Genomic DNA, 15,888 nt, shown 5'->3' on the forward strand with positions numbered 1-15,888 from the left:
TCGCCCGGTTCAGCGCGCCGGCCTGCGCTCGATCGGGTCGATGTCGATCGCCCGGAGGCGGCCGAGGCGCAGCACGTCCATGGGTAGCCGGCGGCCGATCCGGTCGCGGTCGAGCACGCGGATCAGATCGTCGACGCCGTTGATCTCGACGCCGTCGAGCCTGATCACGACGTCGCCGGGCAACAGGCCTGCCTTCGCCGCTGGTCCATCCGGCTCGATCTGCATCAGAAGCGCGCCCATCTTGTTCTCGACGCCGGCCAGCACCGCGTGCCGCCGCGGGACCGGCGCGGTCTGCCCGGCGACACCGATATAGGCGCGGCGGACATAGCCGTGGCGGATGATCTCCGACAGCACGAATTGCGCGGTGTTGCTGGCGACCGCAAAACAGATTCCTTGCGCGCCATTGATGATCGCGGTGTTGATGCCGATCACCTCGGCATGCGACGACACCAGCGGCCCGCCGGAATTGCCGGGATTGAGGGCGGCATCGGTCTGGATCACGTCCTCGATGGTGCGCCCGCTCACCGAGCGGATCGAGCGGCCGAGCGCCGAGACCACGCCGGCCGTCACGGTCGATTCGAAGCCGAGCGGATTGCCGATCGCGATCACGAGCTGGCCGCGCCGCAGGCTCTTGGAATTGCCGAGCGCGGCATAGGGCAAGTGCCGCACGCCATTGGCACGCAGCAGCGCCAGATCCGTATCGGGATCAACGCCGAGCACCTGGGCGTCGCCGACATGGCCTTCGACGTCGCGCAGCCGGATCTCCTTCGACGTGCCGACCACATGACTGTTGGTGAGCACGAGCCCATCCGGCGAGATCACGATGCCGGAGCCGAGCCCGCCGCGCTCGCGACCGTTCGACACCTTGGGGCCGGTCTCGACGCGCACGACCGCGGGCCCGACCCGGTCGGTCACGTCGATCACGGCATTGGAATAGGCGTCCAGCAGCGCCCGGTCATCGGCCGGGCCAGGCGCCGTCGTTCGCGGTGACGGTGCGTCATCGGCGATATCTGATGTGAAGTCCAACATGGCAAGAGTCCTTGAGGCTCACACAGATGGTGGCCTGTTCCCGTCGCCGCAAGGGCCCGCCTGGAGCGCAGCGCCGGGCTGCCCAGATGGCTAGGGCGGGCGCCTCAGCGAGCCACCTCTCGCCTTGACCGGATCGAGCAGTGACCAGTCCCCCTCTGGGAGCACATGGCCCTTGGGGAAAGGCGCGCGCAGCTCGAGCCCCAGCGAGCTCAGTACGCGGTCATCGCGGTAATAGCATTGCAGCACGACACGGACGAGGGTTGCGGCGGCAACGCCGCCGTTCTTCCGAAACTCGTGCACCACCGCGTCGCGTCTGGCGGCATCGAGCTCGGCGAGCGGGCCCCCGGCGAGCCGCGCCAAATGATCCAGCGCCGCCGCCACCAATTTGGTATCGCGACCGAGCGTTGCCAGCATGTCGGCCTGGATCGCGGGATCATCGGCGCCCGGCACCTTGTACTCGTCACTGGCCGGGATGATCATCGCGGCGACAGCGCGGAGGTCGTCGCGCTGCCTGCGTGTCAGTTGGTTGTCTGCGGACATCACACCCTCAATCGAACAGATTGGCGAGGCGCTGCTTCATCTGGTCGGCGATGTAGAGCGCGAGGGCCTGGATGGTGGAGGTCGGGTTCACGCCGCCCGAGGTGACGAAGATGCTGCCGTCGACGATGAAGAGGTTCTTCACGTCGTGCGCGCGGCCCCATTCGTTGACGACGGAACGCTCGGGGTCGGTGCCCATGCGCGCGGTGCCGAGCAGGTGCCAGCCGCCCCAGGGGATCGGCGAGTTGACGCAGATGTCGCTCGCGCCGGCCGTCTCGAGAAACTCGCGGCCGCGCGCCAGCGCGTGCTCCATCATCTTCCGGCTGTTCTCGCTGATGGTGTAGTCGACCTTCGGCGCGGGAATGCCGTGACTGTCCTTCAGCACCGGATCGAGCGTGACACGATTGTGCTCCTCCGGCAAATCCTCGCAGATTGCGGAGAAACCAAGCCGGTGGCCGTTCAGCTTGCGGAACACGCGGTGGTGATCCTCGCCCCACGGCAAGATGCCCTTCTGCTCGCTGACTACGGCCTCGAACACCGGCCCGGCCCCGCGCACGAACTGCACGCCATAGCCGCGCACGAAGCCGCGCGACAGGTCGGTGTCGTACCATTGCTTGCTCCACAGACAGGTCGGCGGCGCGCGGTTAGAGTCGGTCGGCTCCTTCACATAGCCGTAGATCTGCGCATAGGGGTGGAACATCAGGTTCTTGCCGACGAGGCCCGACGAATTGGCGAGCCCGTTGGGGAAGCGGCCCGATGCCGAGTTGAGCAGCAGCCGCGGCGTGCCGACGCCGTTGCAGGCGATGACGACGACATGCGCGGGCTGAAACTGCTCGACGCCGTCCTTGTCGTAATAGACCACGCCCGAGGCCATGCCGTTCTCGTCGGTGGTGATCTCGCGCACCCGGCAATGCGTGCGCAGCTCGACGCCGGCACGGATCGCATGCGGCCAATAGGTGATGTCGGTGGAGGATTTTGCGCCTTGCGCGCAGGCCGGCGTGCAATGCCCGAGATTGATGCAGCGCGCCCGGCCCTCGTAGTCCATCGTCGCGACCGTGGTGTCCGACGGCCACCAGTGCCAGCCGAGCTTGTTCATGGCCTTGGCGATGATGGCGCCGGACAGGCCCATCGGCTGCTGCGGCATCGGCGGATGCGTCAGCGGCGACAGCGGATCGCCCGATAGCCCCGACGTGCCCATCATGCGGTCGTGCTCTTCGAAGAACGGAGTCAATGCCTCGTAGTCGATCGGCCAGTCGTCGGCGACGCCGTCGAGCGTCTTCACCTTGAAATCGGAGGGATGCAGCCGCGGCCAGTGCGCGGTGTACATCACCGTCGAGCCGCCGACCGCGTTGTAGTTCACGACCTTGATCGGAGAGTTGTCGTCGTTGATCGGGTAGTCCTCGGGACGGCCGCGAACATTGGGGCTCGACGACCACTCGCCGTAGAACTTGGCCTCCCAGTCGCGGCCCGTGCTGGGATATTCCGCCGGGTTCATCCAGCCGCCCTGCTCCAGGCAGAGGATGTGCATCTTGGTCTCGGCCAGCGACCACGCCACCGCCGCGCCCGAAGCGCCGGCGCCGATGATCAGGACATCCACCGGGTCTTTCATCGCAACCTTGTCCTCCCCCTCGCCGCTTACCGGGCGATTCGGCCTTGCGCGGTCAGCGAGGCCGGCGAAACGATACGGGCAGAGCGCCGGCGGAGTAAAGCGGCGGGGCCGGAATGTCGCACTTCGCGAGGCGCAGACCATTGGTCTCGCCAGATCCGGATGCTAGGAACGGGGCGCACGAGCCATCGATAAGCGAGACCGTATGTCCTTCCAGAAATTCGTTGCCGCCACCCGCGCTTTTGCGCTCGTTTCGTTTCTCGCCTGGTCCGGATTTCTGGCCTCGTCCGGACCAGTTTCCGCGCTGACCGGCGCCGCGACGGCCCGTGACGGCAACTCGGTCCAGCTCGGCGACGTCACCTACCGGCTCGACGGCGTCGACGCGCCGGAGCTCGACCAGGTCTGCATCGACAATAAAGCCGATGCCTGGACCTGCGGCATCGAGGCCCGCGACCAGCTCGCGAAGCTCATCAACAAACGAACGGTGCGCTGCGACGATGTCGGGCCCGAGAAGAGCTTTGGCAAGCGGCACCGCGCCATCTGCACGGCCGAAGGCGACAAGGCCAGCCTGAACGAGCAGCTGATCAAGCTCGGCTTTGCCCTCGCACGCGAGCCGATGAAGGCCAACGTCAAGCCGGCAGCCACCGAGGCCAAGACGACGGCGGCGGGGATCTGGAAGGGCTGTTTTGTTGCACCGCAAGATTTCCGCAGCGGCAAGAAGGACGGCGCGCTGCTGGGCACCGCCTGCCGCCCGGACCGCGACAAGGAAATCCGCGCCGTGCTGTTTCCGGAGGAGCTGACCATGCCCCCCAACTGCAGCATCAAGGGCAAGCTCGCGGTGCGCGCCCGCGTCACCGGCAATATCGGCATCTACCATCTGCGCGGATGTCCGAGCTATCCCGCGACCACGACACCGGATCGCTGGTTCTGCTCGGAGGACGACGCCCAGGCGGCCGGCTTCCGCAAGGCCTACAATTGCCGCCGGCCAAGGTGAGCAAGCTCCCTCACGCACCCCTGAGTGGTAATCCGAGACCGTATTGATCCGGAATTGAACTTCGTCGGCGGTTGCTGCATTTGTATGCCAACGCAAGCGCCCTTGCGCGAGCGTTTCCTTGGCAGCAATCCGGCTCCGGCCGATTGTCTTTGCTTGGGCGTTTCCTCCCTAGACTTGGGCCGCTTGTCACAAGCAAGCGGCTCTTTCTTTTTGTGCGTCGCTCCAAACCGAGGCCGTCATGCCCGGGCTTGTCCCGGGCATTCACGTGCTTCGTGCGTGAAGCAAGGCGTGGATGGCCGGGTCAAGCCTGGTCAAGCCCGGCCATGACGATGCGGCGAGATCAACGCATCAAGCTCACGACTTGCTCTCTGCGATGCGCGCTACTGTCGCATCATGATCTGGTCCATCGGCGGCATGTTGGCGTTGAGATTCGCCATGATCCAGACCGTGCCGCCGACCACCAGGAACACCACCAGCAGCCCGAAGGCGAGCGCCAGCACGTTGTTGGTGTTATCGGGGCCGGTGGTGATGTGCAGGAAGAACACCAGATGCACGCCCATCTGTGCGATCGCGAGCACGATCAGCGCGACGGGAATCGAGGGCTGCCAGACCAGGTCCGTGCCGGCGATGAAGAACGACGTCGCCGTGAGCAGCAGCGCGAGCACGAGCCCGACGACGTAACCGAGGATCCTTGCGCCGACGCTATGCTCTTCTTCCTCGCCCGGCGCGAGGTCGCGTTTGACCATCCCATGCGTCTGCTCACTCATGGCGCGCTCCCGAGCAGGTAAACGACGGAGAACACTGCGACCCAGACGATGTCGAGCGCGTGCCAGAACAGCGCAAAGCACGTCATCCGGCGCAAGATGTCTGCGCGAAAGCCCTTGGCGAACACCTGGGCCATCATGGTGAGAAGCCACAGCACGCCGGCGGAGACGTGAAGGCCATGGCAGCCGACCAGCGAGAAGAACGCGGTCAGGAACGCACTGCGTGACGGGCCATAGCCGCGCGCGATGAGGTCGGCAAATTCGCGAAACTCGAGAACGAGGAATATCAGCCCGAGCACGCAGGTCACGGTCATGCTAAGATAAAACCAGAACCGGTTGCGCACGTCGGCGGCGATGCTGGCCATGCCGCAGGTGAAGCTCGACAACAGCAGGCAGACCGTCTCGATCGCCACGTTCCTCTGCTCGAAGATCTCCGCGCCCTTGGGGCCGCCGGCGGTCTGGCCTGACAGCACCGCATAGGCCGCGAAGAAGCAGGAGAACATCACGATGTCGGAGAGCAGGAAGATCCAGAAGCCGTAGGCGGTCACGATCCGCTTCGGCGCGGGGCCGGGATGCTCGATGACGAGGCCGATATGATGGGGATCGGCGTGCGCGTGGCTTGCGGTCGCGGTCATCGCCATCAGACTGCTCCCGCCATGCTGACGAGGTTGCGCCGTTCCTCGATGTTGCTGCGGTCGATGCGGGCGACCTCCTCGGCCGGGATGACGTATTCGTCATGGTCGCGCCAGGCGAACACGACGAAGGTCGCCCAAGCGCCCAAGCCGCCCAGGATCACCATCCACCAGATGTGCCAGATCAGCGCGAATCCCATGATGGTGGCGAAGAAGGCACAGACGAATCCGGTCGGGGAATTCCGGGGCATCTCGATATCCTGATAATCCGGCGTCTTATGCGCGAGCGATTGCTGCCTCGCGCGCGCCTTCATATCCCAATAGGCGTCCTCGCCGCGCACATCGGGATTGAAGGCGAAGTTGAACGCCGGCGGCGGCGACGAGGTTGCCCATTCCAGCGAGCGCCCGTCCCAGGGATCGCCGGTGCGGTCGCGCAACGCCTCGCGATTGCGGATGCTGACGACGAGCTGCACGATCTGGCAGATCACCCCGATCGTCAGCACCGCCACGCCGACCGCCGCAACGATCATCCAGGGCCGCCAGGCCGCGACGTCGTAGTGCTGCATGCGCCGGGTCATGCCGAGCATGCCGGCAATGTAGAGCGGCATGAAGGTTATGAAGAAACCGATGAAGGTGAACCAGAACGCGGCCTTGCCCCAGCGTTCGTCGAGACGGAACCCGAACGCCTTCGGGAACCAGTACTCGAAGCCGGCAAAAACACCGAACAGCACGCCGCCGATGATCACGTTGTGGAAGTGCGCCACCAGGAACATGCTGTTGTGGAGCATGAAGTCGGCCGGCGGCACCGCGAGCAGCACGCCGGTCAGTCCGCCGATGAGAAACGTCACCATGAAGCCGACCGACCACAACATTGGTGTCGCAAAACGGATGCGGCCGCCATACATCGTGAACAGCCAATTGTAGATCTTCACGCCGGTCGGTATCGCAATGATCATGCTGGCGATGCCGAAGATGGCATTGACGTTGGGACCTGCGCCCATCGTGAAGAAGTGGTGCAGCCAGACCATGAAGGAGACGACACAGATCGCCATGGTCGCGAGCACCATGGAGCGGTAGCCGAATAGCGCCTTGCCGGAGAAGGTCGAGACCACCTCGGAGAAGATGCCGAAGGCGGGCAGCACCAGGATGTAGACCTCGGGATGGCCCCAGGCCCAGATCAGGTTCATGAACATCATGACGTTGCCGCCGGCCTCGTTGGTGAAGAAGTGGAAGCCGAGATAGCGGTCGAGCAGCAGCATCGCGAGCGTCGCGGTGAGGATCGGGAACGCCGCGACGATGAGGAGGTTCGAGGCGAGCGTGGTCCAGCAGAACATCGGCATGCGCAGGTAGTTCATGCCCTTGGTGCGCAGCTTCAGCACGGTGGTGACGAGATTGATGCCGGCCACCAGCGTGCCGACGCCGGAGATCTGCAGCGACCAGGCGTAATAGTCGACGCCGACGCCGGGCGAATAGGACAGTTCCGACAGCGGCGGAAAGGCGAGCCAGCCGGTGCGCGCGAATTCGCCGACCACGAGCGAGATATTGACCAAGAGCGCACCCGTCGCCGTCAGCCAGAAGCCGACCGAATTGAGCGTCGGGAAGGCGACGTCGCGCACGCCGAGCTGGAGCGGTACGATGAGGTTCATCAGCCCGATCACGAACGGCATCGCCACGAAGAAGATCATGATGGTGCCGTGCGCGGAGAATATCTGGTTGTAGTGCTCCGGCGGCAGATAGCCCTGCGATTGATACGCCACAGCCTGCTGGATCCGCATCATGATGGCGTCGCTGCCGCCGCGCAGCAGCATGACCGAGGCGAGCAGGATGTACATGACGCCGATGCGCTTGTGATCGACGCTGGTGATCCATTCGTGCCAGAGATAGGGCAGATGTCCCTTCACCACGACCCAGCCCAGCACGCCGAGGATCGCGACCAGCACCACCGCGCCGGCGACGAGCGGAATCGGCTGGTCGAGCGGGATGGCCGACCAATCGAGCTTACCGAGCATCATGGCCTCCACTGTGCGACCGGCCTGCTTCGGACGCGAGGGCCGGCCCGGGCCCCGGCGGAATGTGCTGGGTCGCGATCAAATCGAACAGGCGCGGATCGTCGAGGCGGTAGACCGGCCTGCCCTTCTCAATGCCCTGCTGCATCAGCTTCTTGTAGCTGTCCTCGTTCAGCACCGCGTCCGTCTTCGCCGTGTTCGCCACCCAGTCCGGGAAGGCGAGCGGCGAGATCACGTTGACGTCGAACATCATGTCCGGGAAACCGTCGCCGGAGAAATGCGCGGACAGACCCTGAAGCTTGCCTTCGTTGTCGGCGCGCAGGTTCAGCTTCGTCACCATGCCGTTCATGGTGTAGATCATGCTGCCGAGCTGCGGGATGAAGAACGTGTTCATCACGCTCGATGACGTCAGCTGGAAATTCAGCTCGGCGCCGGCCGGCACCGTCAGCGTGTTGACGGTGGCGATGCGCTGGTCCGGGTAGATGAACAGCCATTTCCAGTCGAGCGAGACCGCCTGGATCCGCACTGGGCTGCCGGTGCCCGGAACGGGCGCGGCGGGATCGAGCTGGTGCGAGCCGATCCAGGCGACGCCGCCGAGCAGGATCACGGTGAGCGCCGGAATAGACCACACCACCATCTCGACGCGGCCGGAATAGACGAACTCCGGCTGGTAGCGCGCCCTCGGATTCGAGGCGCGAAACCAGAACGCGAAAGCCAGAATCGCGAAAATGGTCGGCACCACGATCACGAGCATGATGAAGACCGAATCGACCAAAATAGTTCTATTGGCCGCAGCCACGGGCCCTTGCGGATCGAGCAGATTCATCGGCAAGCCACTGGTGGTTGGGAAGCCCCGAGACTGAGCCTAGCGCGGGAAAGGCTCCGCGACAAACGCTGCGAGGCCGGAACGGTTCCTCGACCGCAACGGCCAGCCATGCGCGATGGACCGGCCGCCACATGCAATTCCGTGTGATGTCAATGACATGAACGCGGAAAGCGCGCTCTTCTCTCCCAGGAGCGCGATTGCTAGTCTGCACGAAAATAATGACAAGGACGGGAGTGAACCGAGATGCGCTTGAAGGACAAGGTCGCGATCGTCGTCGGCGCCGGGCAAAGCCCCGGCGAAGGCATGGGCAACGGCCGCGCGACCGCGCTCATCTTCGCGCGCGAGGGCGCCAAGGTCTTGTGTGTCGACCACCATCTGGAATCGGCGCAGGAGACGGTCACGATGATCACCGCGAAAGGCGGCACGGCGGCGGCCTTCAAGGCGGACGTGACCAAGGCTGCGGACATCAAGGCGATGGTTGCGGACGCGCAATCGCGCTGGGAACGTATCGACGTGCTGCACAACAATGTCGGCGTCAGCCTCGCCGGTGGCGATGCCGAGCTGCTGCAAATAACCGAGGAGGCATTCGATCGCGTCGTCGCCATCAATCTGAAGAGCTGCATTCTCGCGGCGAAGGAAGTGATCCCGATCATGCGCGCGCAGAGAAGCGGCGCCATTATCAACATCTCGTCGATGGCCGCGATCACCACCTATCCTTACGTCGCCTACAAAGCGACGAAGTCGGCGATGATCGCCTTCACCGAACAGCTCGCCTACCAGAACGCCGAATACGGCATCCGCGCCAACGTCATCCTGCCCGGCCTGATGAACACGCCGATGGCCGTCGACACCCGCGCCCGCGAATGGCACAAGACCCGCGCCGAGGTCGAAGCCGAACGCGACAGCAAGGTGCCGCTGCGCAGAAAGATGGGTACGGGCTGGGACGTCGCCAACGCCGCGCTGTTCCTGGCGAGCGACGAGGCGAATTTCATCACGGGCGTGACGCTGCCGGTGGATGGCGGTGCGAGCGTGAGACGAGGATGAGGTGCTCTTCTTCCTTCTCCCCTTGTGGGAGAAGGTGGCGCAAAGCGCCGGATGAGGGGTTCTCTCTACACCTGAGACTGATCGTGACGATAGATACCCCTCACCCGGCTTCGCGTTCGCGAAGCCACCCTCTCCCACAAGGGGAGAGGGTGCAGCGTCACCGCGGCGCGCTTGTCACCCGCCAGATCGTGCCGTTGCCATCTTCCGAGATCAGCAGCGATCCATCCTTCGCCACCGCCACTCCCACCGGCCTGCCCCACACTTCCGTATCGTTCACGACGAACCCCGTCACGAAATCCTCGTACTCGCCGGTCGGCTTGCCGTCCTTCATGCGGATGCGGATCACCTTGTAGCCGGTGCGTTTCGACCTATTCCAGGAGCCGTGCTGGGCGGCGAAGGCGTCGCCCTGGTATTCGGGCGGAAACTGCGCGCCCTGGTAGAAGGTCATGCCGAGTGAGGCCGAGTGCGGCTGGATCAGCACATCGGGCACCGTCACCTTGTCCTTGAGATCCGGCCGCGCGCCGGCATGGCGCGGGTCTTCATTGCCACCGATATAGAACCACGGCCAGCCGTAGAACGCGCCTTCCTTCACGCTCGTGACGTAATCGGGCACGAGGTCGTCGCCGAGACCGTCGCGCTCATTGGTCGAGCACCAGGGCAGACCGGTCTGCGGCTGGATCGCGAGGCCGACGCAGTTGCGGATACCGGTGGCATGGATCTTTCGCTCCTTGCCGTCAGGGTTGAAGGCCAGCACCGCGCCGCGCTCGAGCTCGCTGGCCCATGTGGCGCCGAGCGGCTGCGTCTTCGCCCACGCCTCCATCCCGCCGGGCGGCGTGCCCATGCCTTCGGCGACGTTGCTGAGCGAACCCACCGACACCAGCATACGCTTGTTGTCGGGCGTGAAGACGATATCGCGGGTGGAATGGCCCCCATCCGGCAGGCTTGCGACAACCGTCTCCGCCTTGCCGCGCGCCTTGAGATCGCCGGCCCGGTAGGGAAAGCGGACGACGCTGTCGGTGTTGGCGACATAGACCCATTGCGGATTGTCGCCATTCGGAAAGAAGGCGATGCCGAATGGCTGCCGCAGGCCGCTGGCGAACACCTCGTTGGTGGCGACCTTGCCGCCTTCGCCCGCGCGCAGCACCCGGACGGTGCCGGCGCGCATTTCCGCGACGAACACGTCGCCATTCGGCGCCACGCGGATGATGCGCGGCGCGCGCAGGCCTTCGGCGAACAGCTCGATCTTGAAGCCGGCCGGCACCTGGAGCTGGGCTTCCGGCGGACGCGGCACCACGCGCGACGAGCTCGCAACCGATCGCGTGGCGCCGGGCCTGACCAGATCCTGCGGCCGGATCAGCCTGACCGTGCCGGGCTTGTCGGCGCGCCAATCGCCATAGGCATCCTTGCCCTGCAACACGGGCTCGGCGTGTGCGCCGGCCGCAGCAGCAGCCAGCAGCGCTGCGAGCATCGCCACGAACCTTATCCTGTCGCTCAATTCGTCGTCCTCCGCCTTGGGCGTGTCGTGCGTCAACGCCGATCACCCGCAAAAGGTCTCTCGGCGAGTTTGGCGCCTGCCGAATCCCACGTCAGTTCATGCCCGCACGATGTGCATCAGCCGCAGTCCATCATACTGGAAAATGCGGTTGAACGGTGCGACACATTGTGAGGGCGGCGATCGCCGGTTACGGTCATGGAGGCTGCGGCATCCAGGTCGCGCCGGATGAGGAGATCATGTGGGGATCCGTCATATCGGAATGGGCGAGCCTGCTGCTGCGCTGGCTGCACGTGGTGGCCGCAATCGCCTGGATCGGCAGTTCCTTCTATTTCATCGCCCTCGACCTCAGCCTGAAGCCGAAGGCCGACCTGCCGGGCGGCGTGCAGGGCGAGGCCTGGCAGGTCCATGGCGGCGGCTTCTACCGGATCATGAAATACCTGGTCGCGCCCAGCCAGATGCCGGACGAGCTGACCTGGTTCAAATGGGAGGCCTACACGACCTGGCTGTCCGGCTTCGCGCTGATGGTGGTGGTGTATTATCTCGAGGCCGACCTGTTCCTGGTCGACAAGTCGATCCTCGACCTCACATCATTCCAGGCCGGACTGTTCAGCTTCTGCAGCCTGGCGCTGGCGTGGCTGCTCTATGAGGCCGCCTGCCGCACCGGGCTCGCCCAGCGCGAACTGCCCTTCGCCATCGGCGGCTATCTGTTCCTGGTCGCACTCACTTACGCCTTCACCCATGTGCTGAGCGGACGCGGCGCCTTCAACCAGATCGGCGCGATCATCGGCACCATCATGGTCGCCAACGTCTTCACGCTGATCATTCCGAACCAGAAGAAGATCGTGGCCAGCCTGATCGCCGGACAGGCGCCTGACCCCAAGCTCGGCAAGGCCAGCAAGGAACGCTCGGTCCACAACAATTACCTGACGCTTCCCGTCGTCGTGCTGATGATCAGCAATCACTACCCCCTGCTCTACGCCACGCGCTTCAACTGGATTATCGTCGCGATCGTCCTGGCGCTCGGGCCGGTGATCCGCCACTTCTTCAACGAGCGTCATGCCGGGCGCAAATCGCCCTGGTGGGTGTGGGGCGTGGCCGCGGCCGGCGTGATTGCGATCCTCCTCCTCTCCGCCGCCGGACCGCGCGAGGTGAAGACGGGCGCATTGTCGGCGCCCGTCACGGCCGCCAATGTCGAGGAGATCGTGATGTCCCGCTGCAGCATGTGCCACGCGGCCGAGCCGGTCTGGGCCGGCATCGTCACCGCACCGAAGGGCATTGTGCTCGACACGCCCGAGCACATCCATCGCAACATTCGCCTGATCGGGCGGGTTGCAGCCTGGTCCAATTCCATGCCGCCCGGCAACATCACCGAGATGACCGGCGAGGAGCGCGCCGTCCTCGCGGCTTACCTCGAGCAGGCGCGCTGAAGCGCGTCGGAGGATGCATCGCGCGGAATGAAATTCCGCATCTCTCGCCGAATTGAAAATGACTTGACGGCCCATCCGGCGTAGACATGGCCGACAGCCGCCGGCGCGGCGCAAAATCAGCTTGCAATCGGGGAATAGCAACAGTGGCCCTCAAGAACGTCATCGGTATCGACCACGCCGTCGTCATGGTGAAGGACCTCGACAAGGCCGCCGAGAATTATCGGCAACTCGGCTTCACGGTCTCGCCGCGCGGCACCCACAGCGCGCATATGGGCACCGGCAATTACACCATCATGTTCGACCCCGATTACATGGAGCTGCTCGGCGTGCTCGTGGCAACCGAGCACAATGCGCCGGCCCGCGCCTTCGTCGAGCGCCATGGCGAGGGCATCGAGCGCATCGCTTTCACCGCAGTCGATAGCACCGCCGGCGCCGAGGAGATCCGTGCACGGGGCCTGGAGCCGATCGGCCCGACCGATTTCGAACGCCCCGTCACGCTGCCAGACGGCACGATCTCGGCGGCGAAATTCCGCACCTTCATGTGGCCGACGGCTGAAGCGCCGGGCGGCGTGCGCATCTTCGCCTGCCAGCACAAGACCCGCGAGACTGTGTGGATCCCCGAGCTGATGACCCACGCCAATGCGGCCAAGCGGATCAAGCAGACGCTGATCGCAACGCCAGAGCCCGCCAAGGAGGCCGCGCATCTCGCCCGCCTGATCGACCGCGAGGCGAAGACCGACGCGGACGGCGCCATCATCGTGCCTTCCGGCGGCGATCGCGCCGACTTCGTCTATTTGACGCTGGACCAGCTCGCCAAGCGCTATCCCGGCGTGTCGCTGAATGGCCTCTCAGAGCGCGGTGGCGCCGCGCTGGTGCTGGTCAGCGGCGACCTCGCGGCGACCGAGAAGGCGCTGGGGCCAGCCGCGGTGCGGAGCGGAGCTGCGATCTGCGTGCCGCCGGCCAAGGCCAACGGCACCCTGCTCGCCTTCATTGCCGGCTGATTTGAGCCAATTCTTTAACGGGCGTTTACCCGGCGGCTGTAGACTTCCCGGCCATCAAGCCACCGGGGCCAAACGCATGTTCAAAGAGGGATCGCCGATCGCCTATGACGCGCCGGCCGAGCTGAAGAAATGGCCGTCGCTGAAGGGCGAGCGGCAGAAGGATCGCGGGCCGCCCTATCTCGTCTACAACGGCACGCTCGCCGAATGCGTCCGCGAGCTCATGGGCAAGCCGATCAAGGGCATCTCGCTCTACGACATCATGACGACGCCGCAGGCCGCCTTCGATCAAAACGTGCTGTCGCCCGGCGACGCCGCGGAGATCGCGATGCGGAAGGATTTTCCGAAGGACTAGTTCGCGGCACGCTTCGCAGCGGGCGTGCCCTGCCGCTTCGATGAGGATTCCGTCGGCGCATCGAGGAAGACGACGGGCATGCCGCGCTTCACGTTCTCGCCGAGCACACGCGCGTCCCAATTGGTGAGCCGAACGCAGCCGTGCGACGCCGACTTGCTGACCTTGTCGGGCTCTGCCGTTCCGTGGATGCCGTAGCCCTGCGCCGACAGGCCGATCCAGTATGCGCCCACCGGATTGTTCGGACCCGGCTTGATGTCGAACGGTCTCTTGGACTTGACGCTCTTGAACTTGTACTCGGGATTGTAGCGGTAGGTCGGCAGCTCGTGGCTGGCGGCGACCTTCAGCGTTCCGGTTGGCGTCGGGCGATCCGGACTGCCGACTGACGCCGGATAGAACGCCAGCAGAGCGCCGCTTGCGTCGAACGCTTTCAAGGTCCCGTTGGTCTTATCGACTTCGAGCCGGGCAATGCGCGGCAGCTCGCGCCGCGCCGGAACGTTTGTGACGACGATCGTCTCTCCGGCCTTGTCGAAGGTCTTGCCCGGATTGAGCGCCTTGAGCAGATCCGCGCTCATGTGGAATTTCTCGGCAAGTCCTTCGAGCGGGCTGGTGTAGCTCAGCGCGTCCAGCGACTTCATGTCATCGAGCTTGGCCGGCAGCTTCTTTAAGAACGGTCCCTTCACGTCGGCGTCGGTGATCTTGTAGTCGACGAGAATCGGGCCCTCGCTCGCCGCGGTCAGCTTGTCCCAGAGCTCCGGCGCCACAACCTTGTCGGATGCGATGCCGTTCTGCTCCGCGAACGCCTTGAGCGCCTTCTGCGCGTTCTCGCCGAACTTGCCGTCGATCTCGCCGGGCGAAAATTGCGCGCGATCGAGCAGCACCTGAAGCTTCACCACGGCTGCATTCAGCTTGTCGGTGGCCGGCGGCTTCGCAGGACGCGCAGCCTCGTTCACCGCAGCCCGATCGAGATTGCCTGCGAGCGCCGGGCCGGCGAGCCACAGCGACATCACCGCGCCTAGTATCCATCGCATCGTCATCGCGCATCCCATTCGCAAACAGCCCGCAAAGCCGCGGAGAGTTTCTCTTCGGGAACACCGTAGTAACACCGAAGGAACCGACGAGATCGCAGCTTTGCCGCAATCGGACGGTTAAGAACTTCCTATCGCCGGCGCATCGCTGGCCGTTCATCCCACAGTTCGAGGTTCTCCCAGCAAATGCGATTTGTCGTCGCGGCTTGCGCCGCGTTTCTGCTTCTGATGTGCGATCTCGATCCGTCGGCATCCCGCCAAGCATCACGTTTCGACACCACTGTTCTGAAGAACAATCATGCCTCGTCACTTGTTCCGGTGGTCGAGCTCTTCGTCGCCAGCGTGCAAGCGATCGAGCTTGCCAACGCGCACGCGGCTTACGAGCAGGTGATCGAGCCACCGCGCGCGGTCGAGCCGTTGGTGCAGGCGGAGCCCTCGCCAACCGAACGATTTTGTCACGCGCTGCGCGAGGCCGCCGAATCCAGCGGCATTCCGGTGCCGTTCTTCGCGCGCCTGATCTGGCAGGAGAGCCGCTTCAAGTCCAACGAGGTCAGCCATGCTGGCGCGCAGGGCGTCGCGCAGTTCATGCCGGGGACGGCCGCCGAGGTCGGGCTCGACGATCCCTTCGATCCGATGAAGGCGCTGCCGGCGTCGGCAAAATTCCTGCGCAAGCTGCGCGACGATTTCGGCAATCTCGGCCTTGCTGCCGCCGCCTACAATGCCGGTCCCGGCCGCATCCAGAAATGGCTTGCCAGGCAGAGCGAGCTGCCGCGCGAAACGCGTGACTATGTCCGGATCATCACCGGCACCAAGGCCGAAGACTGGACCGAACGGTCGGAGGCACTCGCGATCCGCATCGACCTGCCGCGCGAAGCGCCATGCGAAGGCATTGGCAGTCTTTCGAAGGCCAAGGACGTCGCCTGGGTTCCGGTGAACCTGACGCCTTCGGTTGCGAACATCATTCGCAAGGCGGAGCAAGTCGCGGCGCGCGTGACGACGAAGGGCGCCCGCAAGCGGCTCGCCACACTGTTGCGGAAGAATGTCACGGCTCCCGGCAAGGCCCGCAGCATGATCGCGGCACGCGCGGCCGGAAAGAGCGCGAAGGCTCGCGCCGTTCGTCTCGCATCGCGCGAACGGACGTCAGGCTAAC

At 64.8% G+C, this 15,888-nt stretch carries 15 protein-coding genes; 6 read left to right on the forward strand and 9 right to left on the reverse strand.

Features of this window, described 5'->3' with window-relative positions; genetic code table 11:
* Window positions 1–9: 9 nt before the first annotated feature.
* The 3 genes from I6F21_RS07790 to I6F21_RS07800 form a co-directional block, all read right to left on the reverse strand.
* On the reverse strand, window positions 10–1,029 hold the full coding sequence (locus I6F21_RS07790) for a trypsin-like peptidase domain-containing protein (RefSeq protein ID WP_225139653.1): 1,020 nt from the start codon (window positions 1,027–1,029) through the stop codon (window positions 10–12).
* 90 nt (window positions 1,030–1,119) lie between these two features.
* A complete protein-coding gene (locus I6F21_RS07795) occupies window positions 1,120–1,569 on the reverse strand; it encodes a gluconate 2-dehydrogenase subunit 3 family protein (protein ID WP_225139654.1) in 450 nt (149 codons plus the stop codon).
* A 7-nt stretch (window positions 1,570–1,576) separates the two neighbouring features.
* The gene (locus I6F21_RS07800; protein WP_225183004.1) at window positions 1,577–3,175 is read right to left on the reverse strand and encodes a GMC family oxidoreductase; all 1,599 of its coding nucleotides are present in this window, start codon (window positions 3,173–3,175) and stop codon (window positions 1,577–1,579) included.
* Between the two features lie 202 nt (window positions 3,176–3,377).
* Between I6F21_RS07800 and I6F21_RS07805 the strand changes: the two genes are divergently transcribed.
* On the forward strand, window positions 3,378–4,166 hold the full coding sequence (locus I6F21_RS07805; protein ID WP_036004291.1) for a thermonuclease family protein: 789 nt from the start codon (window positions 3,378–3,380) through the stop codon (window positions 4,164–4,166).
* 380 nt (window positions 4,167–4,546) lie between these two features.
* On the opposite strand, the gene cyoD is transcribed toward I6F21_RS07805, so the two are convergent.
* From cyoD to I6F21_RS07825, 4 genes are read right to left on the reverse strand one after another with little or no spacing between them, the layout of a single operon-like run.
* On the reverse strand, window positions 4,547–4,933 hold the full coding sequence (gene cyoD, locus I6F21_RS07810) for a cytochrome o ubiquinol oxidase subunit IV (RefSeq protein WP_225139656.1): 387 nt from the start codon (window positions 4,931–4,933) through the stop codon (window positions 4,547–4,549).
* Window positions 4,930–5,571, reverse strand: a complete 642-nt coding sequence (locus I6F21_RS07815; protein WP_036037890.1) for a cytochrome (ubi)quinol oxidase subunit III — start codon at window positions 5,569–5,571, stop codon at window positions 4,930–4,932. The genes cyoD and I6F21_RS07815 overlap by 4 nt, the downstream gene beginning before the upstream one ends.
* Window positions 5,571–7,571 carry a cytochrome o ubiquinol oxidase subunit I gene (gene cyoB, locus I6F21_RS07820; RefSeq protein WP_225139723.1) on the reverse strand — a complete coding sequence of 667 codons (2,001 nt, stop codon included), beginning with the start codon at window positions 7,569–7,571 and terminating at the stop codon, window positions 5,571–5,573. The genes I6F21_RS07815 and cyoB overlap by 1 nt, the downstream gene beginning before the upstream one ends.
* The gene (locus I6F21_RS07825) at window positions 7,561–8,394 is read right to left on the reverse strand and encodes a ubiquinol oxidase subunit II (RefSeq protein WP_036026020.1); all 834 of its coding nucleotides are present in this window, start codon (window positions 8,392–8,394) and stop codon (window positions 7,561–7,563) included. Before I6F21_RS07825 ends, cyoB begins: the two co-directional genes overlap by 11 nt.
* 243 nt (window positions 8,395–8,637) lie before the next feature.
* On the opposite strand from I6F21_RS07825, the gene I6F21_RS07830 reads away from it, so the two are divergent.
* Entirely contained in the window at window positions 8,638–9,438 is an 801-nt protein-coding gene (locus I6F21_RS07830) for an SDR family NAD(P)-dependent oxidoreductase (RefSeq protein ID WP_036004277.1), read from the forward strand.
* Between the two features lie 157 nt (window positions 9,439–9,595).
* On the opposite strand, the gene I6F21_RS07835 is transcribed toward I6F21_RS07830, so the two are convergent.
* Complete coding sequence (locus I6F21_RS07835) at window positions 9,596–10,906, reverse strand: sorbosone dehydrogenase family protein (protein WP_225139724.1); 1,311 nt, start codon at window positions 10,904–10,906, stop codon at window positions 9,596–9,598.
* 263 nt (window positions 10,907–11,169) lie between these two features.
* Between I6F21_RS07835 and I6F21_RS07840 the strand changes: the two genes are divergently transcribed.
* From I6F21_RS07840 to I6F21_RS07850, 3 genes are all read left to right on the forward strand, one after another.
* Window positions 11,170–12,360 (forward strand): urate hydroxylase PuuD, encoded by a 1,191-nt coding sequence (locus I6F21_RS07840; RefSeq protein WP_036004266.1) that lies wholly within the window; start codon window positions 11,170–11,172, stop codon window positions 12,358–12,360.
* A 143-nt stretch (window positions 12,361–12,503) separates the two neighbouring features.
* Window positions 12,504–13,361: a VOC family protein gene (locus tag I6F21_RS07845; RefSeq protein ID WP_036004257.1), complete on the forward strand. Its 858-nt coding sequence runs from the start codon at window positions 12,504–12,506 to the stop codon at window positions 13,359–13,361.
* A gap of 76 nt (window positions 13,362–13,437) precedes the next feature.
* Entirely contained in the window at window positions 13,438–13,713 is a 276-nt protein-coding gene (locus I6F21_RS07850; RefSeq protein ID WP_036004252.1) for a hypothetical protein, read from the forward strand.
* Here the strand turns inward: I6F21_RS07850 and I6F21_RS07855 are convergent.
* Entirely contained in the window at window positions 13,710–14,747 is a 1,038-nt protein-coding gene (locus tag I6F21_RS07855) for a L,D-transpeptidase family protein (protein ID WP_225139657.1), read from the reverse strand. The genes I6F21_RS07850 and I6F21_RS07855 overlap by 4 nt on opposite strands.
* Window positions 14,748–14,924: 177 nt before the next feature.
* On the opposite strand from I6F21_RS07855, the gene I6F21_RS07860 reads away from it, so the two are divergent.
* The gene (locus I6F21_RS07860; RefSeq protein WP_074447519.1) at window positions 14,925–15,887 is read left to right on the forward strand and encodes a lytic transglycosylase domain-containing protein; all 963 of its coding nucleotides are present in this window, start codon (window positions 14,925–14,927) and stop codon (window positions 15,885–15,887) included.
* Window position 15,888 lies beyond the last annotated feature (1 nt).

This window comes from Bradyrhizobium sp. NBAIM03, assembly GCF_020194055.1.
GTDB classification, from domain to species: Bacteria; Pseudomonadota; Alphaproteobacteria; order Rhizobiales; family Xanthobacteraceae; genus Bradyrhizobium; species Bradyrhizobium yuanmingense.